The organism is Streptomyces thermocarboxydus, from assembly GCF_024760485.1.
Classification (GTDB): Bacteria; Actinomycetota; Actinomycetes; order Streptomycetales; family Streptomycetaceae; genus Streptomyces; species Streptomyces cellulosae.
In genome coordinates this window covers 7,389,782-7,399,598 of the sequence record NZ_CP058273.1, presented here as the reverse complement: position 1 = coordinate 7,399,598, position 9,817 = coordinate 7,389,782, and the positions used below count along the sequence as shown (strand labels likewise).

12 protein-coding genes are annotated in these 9,817 nt (G+C 70.4%); 11 read left to right on the top strand and 1 reads right to left on the bottom strand.

Annotated elements, in window-relative coordinates; all coding sequences use genetic code 11:
- The first annotated feature begins 668 nt into the window (after positions 1-668).
- The 8 genes from AY578_RS33765 (at position 669) to AY578_RS33730 (ending at position 5,564) form a co-directional block, all read left to right on the top strand.
- Complete coding sequence (locus tag AY578_RS33765; protein ID WP_215189410.1) at positions 669-1,040, top strand: hypothetical protein; 372 nt, start codon at positions 669-671, stop codon at positions 1,038-1,040.
- A gap of 69 nt (positions 1,041-1,109) precedes the next feature.
- On the top strand, positions 1,110-1,664 hold the full coding sequence (locus tag AY578_RS33760; protein WP_215189408.1) for a hypothetical protein: 555 nt from the start codon (positions 1,110-1,112) through the stop codon (positions 1,662-1,664).
- 118 nt (positions 1,665-1,782) lie between these two features.
- The gene (locus tag AY578_RS33755) at positions 1,783-2,961 is read left to right on the top strand and encodes a DUF932 domain-containing protein (protein ID WP_215189406.1); all 1,179 of its coding nucleotides are present in this window, start codon (positions 1,783-1,785) and stop codon (positions 2,959-2,961) included.
- 246 nt (positions 2,962-3,207) lie between these two features.
- Positions 3,208-3,504, top strand: coding sequence for a hypothetical protein (locus AY578_RS33750; protein WP_215189404.1), 297 nt, complete (start codon positions 3,208-3,210; stop codon positions 3,502-3,504).
- Positions 3,505-3,561: 57 nt separating this feature from the next.
- The gene (locus tag AY578_RS33745; RefSeq protein WP_215189402.1) at positions 3,562-4,050 is read left to right on the top strand and encodes a hypothetical protein; all 489 of its coding nucleotides are present in this window, start codon (positions 3,562-3,564) and stop codon (positions 4,048-4,050) included.
- A complete protein-coding gene (locus AY578_RS33740) occupies positions 4,043-4,249 on the top strand; it encodes a hypothetical protein (RefSeq protein WP_215189400.1) in 207 nt (68 codons plus the stop codon). Before AY578_RS33745 ends, AY578_RS33740 begins: the two co-directional genes overlap by 8 nt.
- Positions 4,250-4,464: 215 nt before the next feature.
- On the top strand, positions 4,465-5,289 hold the full coding sequence (locus tag AY578_RS33735) for a hypothetical protein (protein WP_251143631.1): 825 nt from the start codon (positions 4,465-4,467) through the stop codon (positions 5,287-5,289).
- Positions 5,290-5,303: 14 nt separating this feature from the next.
- The gene (locus AY578_RS33730; protein ID WP_251143632.1) at positions 5,304-5,564 is read left to right on the top strand and encodes a hypothetical protein; all 261 of its coding nucleotides are present in this window, start codon (positions 5,304-5,306) and stop codon (positions 5,562-5,564) included.
- Positions 5,565-6,555: 991 nt separating this feature from the next.
- Here the strand turns inward: AY578_RS33730 and AY578_RS33725 are convergent.
- The gene (locus AY578_RS33725) at positions 6,556-7,491 is read right to left on the bottom strand and encodes a phosphotransferase family protein (RefSeq protein WP_215189221.1); all 936 of its coding nucleotides are present in this window, start codon (positions 7,489-7,491) and stop codon (positions 6,556-6,558) included.
- 287 nt (positions 7,492-7,778) lie between these two features.
- On the opposite strand from AY578_RS33725, the gene AY578_RS33720 reads away from it, so the two are divergent.
- Genes AY578_RS33720 through AY578_RS33710 form a run of 3 tightly spaced genes read left to right on the top strand, consistent with a single transcriptional unit; the run spans position 7,779 to position 9,002 of the window.
- A complete protein-coding gene (locus AY578_RS33720) occupies positions 7,779-8,210 on the top strand; it encodes a hypothetical protein (RefSeq protein ID WP_251143531.1) in 432 nt (143 codons plus the stop codon).
- Positions 8,183-8,638, top strand: coding sequence for a DUF6197 family protein (locus tag AY578_RS33715; RefSeq protein ID WP_258907143.1), 456 nt, complete (start codon positions 8,183-8,185; stop codon positions 8,636-8,638). Before AY578_RS33720 ends, AY578_RS33715 begins: the two co-directional genes overlap by 28 nt.
- 22 nt (positions 8,639-8,660) lie before the next feature.
- Complete coding sequence (locus AY578_RS33710; protein ID WP_258907141.1) at positions 8,661-9,002, top strand: hypothetical protein; 342 nt, start codon at positions 8,661-8,663, stop codon at positions 9,000-9,002.
- Positions 9,003-9,817 lie beyond the last annotated feature (815 nt).

Genomic DNA, 9,817 nt, shown 5'->3' with positions numbered 1-9,817 from the left:
CAGGAATTCGCTCCGCGAATTCCTCAAGGCGGCAGCTGAATGGGGCGGGTTGGCTAGAAACGAACGTAAGGGAAACATACACCCCCTCAGAAAATCCAACACCGATACAGGATTCAGATTCCTCGGAACCCTCCAACTGGTAAGCCGAACTGACCTCCCCTCAATTCCCCTACCAAAGCCCAGAACACCCCCGCCGCAAAATACACGACAACCCATAACCACAGCCCCCAGAGTACGGAGACCCCCCAACTCCAAACCCCGCCAACAACCCCACCCACCATCCCCCAAGGGCCTGCCAGCCTCCAGCCAAGCGCGGCGGCGGAGCCGACGCGCAACAGCCACGAGGCTGCTCCCGATCCCCGACGCCGACGCTCGACCACACCCGCCCCCCATTCCTCACTCTCCTTCAACCGGTACCGGAAAAGTGGCAGCAGAGGGGATGTCAGCAGGCTGACCACGCGCCTGCAGAGCAGTTGACCTGGGATGACGAAGAAGCCGGCCATCAGGCCGCGCAACCTCCGGCGCAACACCTGACGCAACATTAGGCGCAACGCTGTACGCGACACGGGGTGCAACAGGTCTTCCCATCAAGCGCCACATCCACTATTATTTGAAGTCCTGGGGGAGGCGACCCCCGGGAACCGCAGAAGTCCAACAAAGGGGAAGGCATGGAGATCCAGATCTCTGACGGAATCGTCCGCCGAGTGCACGGCGGTAAGGATGCACCCATGACCGGCCTTGCAATTCAGGCCCGTACGGTCGCGAACTTCCTGCCCTTGCTCGTTCAGCGGGTGGGCGCGAACATCGTGCACAACTCCGACGCGAATTACACCGGAATTCGGTTCGACACCAAGGTTGGCCCAGTGGTGCTGGAAATACCGACGGGTGACCGTCCTTACCGGCTCGTTCACGAACTCCCGGAGCCGGACGACAACGGGCGCACCGAAGTGGAAATGCGGCGATTCCCCCAGATCTACAAGCCGCAGGGCATCGCGCACATCACGGCCGAGTTCCTCCGGTCGCGCGGATTCCTGAAGTAGTCCGCCTGGGGGCGTCCCGTCCGGGACGCCCCCTTTTCATCCGGCAGCAGCACGAGGGGAAGGGACGTCATGGAGAGCACGCGGATCGCGGAGCATGCCGAGGAGGCCGGAGCGCCGCTCACGGTGGCGGAGCAGGAGCAGGCCGCTTATGCGCTGCGGGGGCTGGCGCGCCGTGCGGGTGACCCGGAGGCGCAGCGGGTGCCGCAGGAGCAGTTGGAGATGGTCCGGCCGTTCTTCGAGCTGGGTTGGGCAATGGGTGTGCGCAGCGGGCACACGGGTCCGGCCCTGGCGGATGTGCCGGTCGACCGCGTCACAGTGGCGCGCGCGTTCGTCTTGCTGAGGGTCGCGCGAATGGCCGACCCGATGGTTGTCGCCGTCGCCCGGAGTTTGGACCCGCAGCACGCCGGGCCGGTGCTGTGGCAGAAGGTCGACTATCACGGCAGCGTGACGCAGCGTCACGGTACCTTTTGGGTGAGCGCGATTCACGCCCACGCGCACCCGTTGGGCGAGGCCCCGGAGCTGCGCTACGACCTGTGTGAGATGCACGGTGTCACACCGGTGCCGAAGGTCACGAACGTGCGCAGGACGAGTCTGACGCCGTTGCCTGAGTACCGCATGGGCTGAGTGTGCTGGTCAGGGGTGGGTTCACCCACTCCCGAAACACACTATTATTGAAGTTGTTCGGGGGGCGGTGGCCCCGCCCCCCGAACCGCAGAAGCCAACACGAAGGGGAGAACACCGCATGACTCAGCAGTTCGCCGAACGCGCCACGAACGTTGCCCCTACCGGTGCCCGAAACGCTGAACTCGCCGACCTGGTCCGCATCCTGGAGGACCAGAACCGGCGCAAGCTGGACGTGATCACCCCCGCGTCCGCGCTGCGGTTCCGTGAGGGCAACGTGCACGTCGAGGGAGTCGAGTCCCTGATCACCGAGGACGGTGTCACGGACGTCGACGGCATCTACCGGCCCACCGCCGTTGCCGACGAGGGGATCGCGGAGAAGCTCCGTATTCCGCTCGCCTACCTGCGCCGCATACGCGCCGAAAACGTCCCGCTGCTGGACGAGAACGTGAACGCGTGGCTGCGTGAGGAGCCGCAGCGCCGTTTCATGCTCCGCGCGTTCCGGGGCGAGAACGGCCCCGGCATGCCGCCAGCCGAGGGCGTGGCCCGCGCGCTGCTGTCCGACAGCTACAAGCTGATGGACAACTTCGACATGCTGCTCGCCGCCCTTGACGGGGTGAAGCAGTCCGGCCACCCCACCCGCGTGACGGGGTGCGACCTGACCGACCGGCGCATGTACGTGCGCGTCGAGTCCGAGGCCGTCGCCATCCAGGCCCCCGACCTGCTGCGCGGCTACCGCTCCCCGTTCGACGGCCGCAGCGGTGACGAACTGCCCGTGATCTCCGCCGGGTTCGTCATCAGCAACAGCGAAGTCGGTTCGGGGGCGTACACCATCACCCCGCGCGCTGTCATCCAGGTCTGCCGCAACGGCCTGACCGAGACCAAGGACGTCATGCGCGCCGTGCACCTCGGAGGCAAGCACGATGAGGGCGTTGTGTCCTGGTCCGGGCAGACCCAGCGCAAGACGCTGGAGCTGATCACGTCTAAGACCGCCGACGCAGTGCGTACGTTCCTGTCGCGTGAGTACGTCGAGGCCAAGGTGCGCCAGGTGGAGGCCGCCGCCGGTAAGGCGCTGGCCGAGCCGACGAAGACGATCGAACACGTCGCCAAGTCGCTCAGCATCGGCACCGAGGCCAAGGACATGATCCTTTCTCACTTCATCCGGGGCAGTCAGATGACGGCCGGGGGCGTGATGAACGCCGTCACCTCCACCGCGCAGACCCTCACCGACGCCGACCAGGCCGCCGCCCTCGAAGCGCTCGCGCTCCCGGCCCTCACGGCCGCCGCCGCGCACGGCTAACCCCACGACCCCCGCGCGGGCCGGGGATCTTCTCGCCCTCCCCTCCCCCGGCCCGCGCGGGCCCCACACCACCACAGCGCGCGGCGCGCCCGCCCGTGCGCGGCTGCGCAGCAGCCGCACGCCACCGGTCCCGCAGCGCAGCGTAGGGGACACCACCCCGGCGGCGCGCGGCGCCGCCGGCCCCTGGCTCCGGGCGCAGCCCGGAGCACCCCGCTGCGGGGGGAACTAGAGAGGAAGCCACCGTTCATGGCCAGGAGTTTCTTCGAACAGCCGAGGGAGCAGCCGCACACGCCCTACACCGTGGCGCGCGCCGCCCTTGAGTTCCTGGGAGACCAGTGGACCGCGCTGCCCGGCCCGTGGGGGACCACCGGGCACCTGCGCAGCCCCGACCGCATCCCGTTCACCGTCGGTGTGTGCGAGGCCGGACGCCTCTACCTGCGCAACGACTCCGCAGGAGACAGCACCCACCTGCCCTACGACTCCAGCGCCGACCTCGCGGGCATCGGCCGGGCCATCGCCGAAGCCATCGGCGGTCTGTACTGACCGGCCCCGCAAAGAAGCCCGCAGCACGTCGGCCACCGATCTGTGAGGAGCCGCATCATGCCCGCACGCCCGGAACTCATGCGCCCTGCCGATGACGCCATCGCGGCCGCCATGAGCCGCGCCCTGACCGCGCTCGCCCTGGTCATCCTGGCGCTCGGGGACGGAGAGCACACGCTGAACCTGGTGGCCGAGCGCACCGACGACACGTTCGTCCGGGGACAGGCCGACCTCTCCACCGGCACCGATCCGGTGCGCCTGACCGTGCTGAACGAGGACGCCTACGCGGCGCTGCGCACGCTGCTGGTGTTCGCGCTGGAAGGCAGCACCGTACGCGGCGCCGTCCTGGTTGCCACCACGGCCGCCGAGCCCCGCCCCCGCGCGTGCGGCTGGACCGTGCGCAGCGGGTGGCTGCACCCCATGGACACGGCCAAGCTCCAGCAGGCCGTCATCCCGTGCCCCGGCGTTCCCGCCGTACGGCGGGAGGTCTACGACGCGCCGGTCCTGCCCCAGATCACCGACACCGACGAGGAGGGCCCCCGTGGCTGACACGCCCGCCGTCACCGCCAACGGCTACTGCACCAACACCATCCCGGTCCCCGGCACCATCCGCACCGTCAACGCCAAGAGCACCGGACCGAAGTTCTTCCACCTGCACGGCCGCCGCTACGGCGAATGCCCGTGCGGCAAGGAAGTGTCCCTGACCGAGCGGGACAACCTGCGCCGCCACAAGCCGCCGCAGGAGTAACCCATAGACGCCGTCCGCCGCCCCCGTCCCCCCCGGGGCGGCGGACGGCCCGCCCCGGCCAGAGCGCCACTGGCCGAAGACCTGCCGCCCCGCCGCCCGCGCCCTCCCCTTCGGCGAGCGCGGGGCGGCAGGCCCCCGCTCACCGAATCGAACCGCCGAGGAGCCGCAGCCCATGACCAGCGAGAGCCTGACCGTCGACACGCCCGCCGGGCACCGTGCGCGCCACCGCCGGCCCCCGTCAGGACGACGCCGTCGTCTTCGAGCTGGGCGGGGCGATGCGCGGCAGCGTGCACGTCACCGGCACCCACCACCCCCACCGCTGGGACCAGTTCACCGCGGTACGCGCCTGCCTCGGCCCCGTCAACGCCTACCAGACCGCCGCCCCCGACGACGCCCTACCGCGGCTCACCCGCAGCCGCACCCGCTACCACGGCAGCCTGACCCTCTACCCCGACGACTACGCCGACCGCCCCCAGGTCAGCGTGTACCCGATGACGTCCGCCGACGGACACGAGCCGCCCGAGAAAGCGGCAGCGACGCTCACCGCCGTCCTGCGCGCCTGCGCCGCCCATGTCGCACAGCGCGACGACCTGCCCGTGATCCTGGACGTCTCCCGGCAGCGGGACACTGCCGCCCTGCTGCGCTTCCTCACCTGGTCGGCCGCCCACCACCAGGCCGAAGCCGCCCGCTTGGAGCGGGAGGCACGCGCAGCCCACCCCGCGCGGCGCGCCGCCGTGGCCGCCTGGTGGACCGTCGCCCGCTGGTTCCTCGCTTCCCCGTACCCGGTCCTGATGCTGATGCTGGCCGACCTCCCCTACTCGGTACTCCCCAACTCGCTGGCCCGCACCGTCGACGTGAAGCAGTGGTGGGCCCCGTACTGCCTCACCGCGGCCGCCGGAGAGCACGAGCACGCCCGCCGCGCCCAGGCCGAAGCCGACTCCCTGCGTGCCCAGCAGCGCTCACGGCGCCCGGCCCGCCGCCCGCAACCGTCCGCGCACGCTGCCCCGCACGCGGCGCGCCTGGAACTGGAGATGTCGTGACGATGCGCTGGTTGATGACCCTTGGAGAGCGCACCCGCCCCAAGACGCCCACTTACGCCGAGTGCCCGGGCCCGAACGAGGCCCGCGCCGTCGCCCTGGTCGACGACTGCGGCCAGCTCTTCCCCGTCCTGCTGGCGTGGCGGCGGGCCCTCGGCCGCGAAGTGACCGGCTGGGCCGAGCAGGTCGAGGCGGACGACGTCGAGAACCTCCCCCAGGACGTGACCGACGACTGGGGCCCGGTCTGCGGCTGGACACGATGCCGGGCGGGTACGTGAAGGTCTCGGACTACCGCGACCACCAGCCGCCCGACGCGGTCACCGCCGGTCCCCGCATGCTCATGCGCTGATCTCGGCCTCAAAAGCCGCAGGTCAGAGGCGGGTTCACGCCACCCTAGATCAAACTATTATAAATGTTGCGGGAGGAAATTCCCCCCCACCCACCGCCCCCTCCCGCACCCAAGCGCCGACCGAAAGGGCCGCGATACCCGAGGAGTTCACATTCCCCCGGACACCAGGTCCTCGACCGCCAGGACCCGAGCACCAGTTACGGCGTCGTCTGGCACGACCCGGAAGTGTGCCAGTGGGTCGCCGAGTATCCGGGCAACCGCCCGGGCAGCGGCGGCGGGATCCCCGAATTCGCCAGCCGGAAATGGGCCGCGCGCTTCCTGTACCGCTACCGCAAGCCCCAGCCGTCCGGCCGCACCTGACCCGCCGCCCGCCCGCCTCACACCGCCGCCAGTCACAGAAGGGACCGCGCATTGGCCACCTTCGGTCACATCACCCGCGAGCGCTGCGCCCAGCTGGGCCGCGCCCTCACGGCCGCCGGCCTTTCCTGGATGGACAACGGCCGCCAGGACAAGCCCGAGTTCCTGACCTACACCGCCACCGACGCGCACGGCCGCGAGTGGAGCATCAGCCCGGCCCGGCCCGGCCCGCAAGTATCTGACAGGCCCAGTGCACCGAGCCAATGCACCGGTCTCCGGTCCTGTCCGCCCGGGCGGTCGTCAACCACATCCGGGCGTTCCCCGCGTGACCGGCCCGCTGCGGGCCGTGGCGCCCCGAAGACTTCGACGACTGGTGCGAGACGTGCGGCGCAGCACCGGGCCAGTTTTGTAAGCCGACGTGCGACACCGGCTACACCGCCGAGGACTTCCTCCGAGACGCCGAGCCCCGCGACCAGGACGCGCCCGCGCCGCCCGAGCCGGGCGCCCACCACCCTCCCGAAGGAGTGAAGACGCCGCCACGCCGCGCGCCGGACCGCCTTGGCTCAGCCCAGCGCGTCCATCAGGGAGGTGACATAGGCATCCAGCCGCTCCTCCACGGCTCGTGTCGTCAGCTCGGTCCGTCCTGCCTCCCGCCACGGCTGCGCCACCGACTGCACTTCCTCCGAGAACGCCAGTGGCTCCCGCACCTGCCAATACAGCCGCTCGTCCGCGGCCGCGGCCAGCCTCCCGCCGGCCTCCTGGTACGCCTCGGTGAAGCGCAGGCCCCACGCCGGGCCATGCAGCAGCGCGAGATTGGTGGAACAGTGCGCCACGTCGGGGTCCGCCGGGCCCCAGGAGGCCGCCGCCCAGTCGACGACGCCGGTGATCCGGGCACCGACGGCGCCAGCCGGGTCCTCGGGCGGCAGGTCAAACAGCACGTTGGTGGGCTGGAAGTCCCGGTGTAGGAACCGCCCTTCGTAGCGTGGCGCGGGCTTGCGAATCACGTCGATGGCGGCGGCCCAGACTGCGGCGGCGGCGCCCTCGGGGGGCACGACCGTGTCGGCGGTCGTCAGCGCCACGTACTCCCGGGGCCGGTCGGCCGGCCGCACCGCGTGGACCGCCACGAGTTGACGGGCCAGCAGGGGGAGGCGCGTCTCCAGCCCCTCGTCGTCGAGGACCGTCCGGCCCGGCAGGTGGGTCATGAGGAGCGAGGGGTACTCGCAGTGCGCGGCGGTTGGGTCGACGGCGACGAGTCCGGGAGCCGGCACGCCGGTGCCGGTGAGCGTGGTCAGGGCGTCGGTCTCCCTGTGCAGGAGGTCCTCGGCCGGCCCCTGCCGGGTCGGGCCGACGAAGGAGCGCAGCACCAGGTGCCGGATGCCTCCGTCCCGCGTGCCGATGGTCAGCCTCCGCATGTCGGCGGTGGCGCCGCCGTGCAGCGCCTCGACTCCGACGATCCGCTCGGCGGCCTCCAGGTGCCGGTGCACCCAGGCCAGTGTCAACGGTCGCACATCGCTGGCTTATCATGATTGGTCACCGTGCCACCTCATCATCCGGACGGCGGCACACGCGAACCCTTGCGGGCCTGTCCGCGAGTCAGCGTGCAGGTGGCGGGTGGGGAAGTTGGGCGAGCAGGTCTGGCCGCACCCATAGCGAGGGATGGGGAATTTCAAAGAGCCCCTATCACTATCGCTAAGTCCCACGACGGTCACTCACTGTCCGTATCTCCGCCTGGAGACCATTCGGCAGAATCGAGTATTGCGCTCCGCCAGCAGGCGGCGTTCCGTACGTGCAGGCCAACAATGCGCGTGTCGTCGACGAGTGGCTGCCCGTCAAGGACTGGTCGACCGATGCGGTCAAGGAATGGCACACCGACGCGCCGGTGCCATACTGCTGGACGTACGATTCGGGCACCCGGTGCGGGCGACTGGGGCGGAACCTCCCGCCGCTCGTGTCGCTGTGCGTCTTCGCCTCCCGCCGCGACGTGCTGCTCTCCATCGGCCGACGGCCGCGGCTGGCCGACCTGTACGCCGAGGTCGAACAGGTCCGAGGCGACAGCTTCCGCGCTGACTGGCGCATCACCGATCTGGTCCGGCACGCCGCGGCCTGCGGAGCACCCGACCCCGGCGTGGTCTGCTCCGACGACGGCCCGGAGTTCACCGCCCTCGAGGAGCAGGTGCCCGCCTCACGGCGGTGTCCGACCTCATGGACGAGCGGCTGACCCTGGCCGCGCTCGCCGTCGCGGTGAACACCGCCCTCCGCGTCCCCGACGCCGACGGCGGACCGGTCGACCTGGCCGACGTCCTCCGCGTCCCCGCCGCCGTCGAGCCCTGGCGGCCGCCCGTCGACCTCTACCCGACCCCGGCCGCCGCCCTGCTGCAGCGGGCCCGGGCGCGGCTGGAGCGGGACGGCTGGTGCCAGGGCGCCACGGTCGACCAGGACGGCGCCCGCTGCCTGTACGGGGCGCTGCGCGCGGAGGCCGCCGACGCCGCCGAGCTGCACGACGCGCTCGCCGTCCTGCTGGACGCCATCCGCCGGCACTTCCCCGACGAGGAGACCTTGCCCGGCTTCAAGGACACCCACGGGCCCCGCGCCGTCTTCCGCGTGCTGGACCAGGCCGCGGACCTCGCGCACGCCCGCAACCTCTGACCACCGAAGGAGCACCACCAGCATGACCCTGCACCGCGCCGTCTGCTGCGACGTCGACGCCTGCCTCGCCCTCTACGTGGCCGCGCCCCGGCTCGGGCCGGACGCCGCCCGGTACGCCGCCCAACGGGCCGGATGGGAGGTCCGCGCCGGCGGTCTCTCCACCCGGTGCCCCTGCTGCGCCCGGGGCGGCCTGCCCGTCCTGGAGCGCGGGGACTGCCCGGTGTGCGGAGGGAGCACCTTCACCACCGCCGACGGAGACCGCTGCCACCACTGCGGGCACGTCCTCCCCGCCCCGCCCAACTGGGGCGAGGACACCAACCAGGACCAGGACGACGAGGCTGCGGTGCCCACCGGCACCGACTGACCTCCCGACGCGCACCGGGCCCGAGGTCTGAGGAACATCGGTGTCAGATCGTGCGCTACGCCTCCGTCGCCGCTGGTGGGCGACTGGCGGTGGCCCGGCGGCGGGACCGGTCTGAAGTCGTCCCGCAGATAATGGCCCGTTACCTGCGGCACCGGTCACGGTGGGCTGCCACGACACCCGGCCTGCCCTGTGTGGCCCCCGGTGGCGCGTGCGGACAGGTTCCGACGGTCCCGGACACGTCGTTGCCCGTGCTCCCGATTTGGGCGGGCATCTGTCTCAGCTGGGCGGTTGATCCGCTCGATCCGCTACCGGACGACGAGACACGGAGCGCCTTGCTGCCTCCATGAAGGCAGTGTGAAGAGTCGCGAGCTGTTCGCGAGCCCTCTCCTCTCTAGCTCTGGCCTCGGCCACAGCCGCACCGCCCCTGTTGCTGAGAAATGCATCAAACCATTCGTCGATGCATTCGATATGGTCCTCCACCTGCATCTGGAGCTGAAGTGCATCTTCCCTGATGTCTTCTGTCGCTACCAAGCGGACCTGATAGCAGGTATTCCTGAAGTCCGTGATGCATTGCCTCAATTGCCCACCCACCTCGGCGGACTCTGCAGACTCGTCCTCAAGCGCTCTATGCAGCGCCGATGCTTGAATGGCGTACCTGTGATACGCAGCGAGGAGAGCTGTGCACGTCTCTAGACGTCGTTCTCGCAACCAGTGCTCATGCTCAGCAATCGATTGGTCGTGCACCTGCCTGACAGTCGCCTGTGCCGCTGTCTCTGCTCCCAGTCGCGTTCCTCTGGCAGCCGCGAACCCTCCAA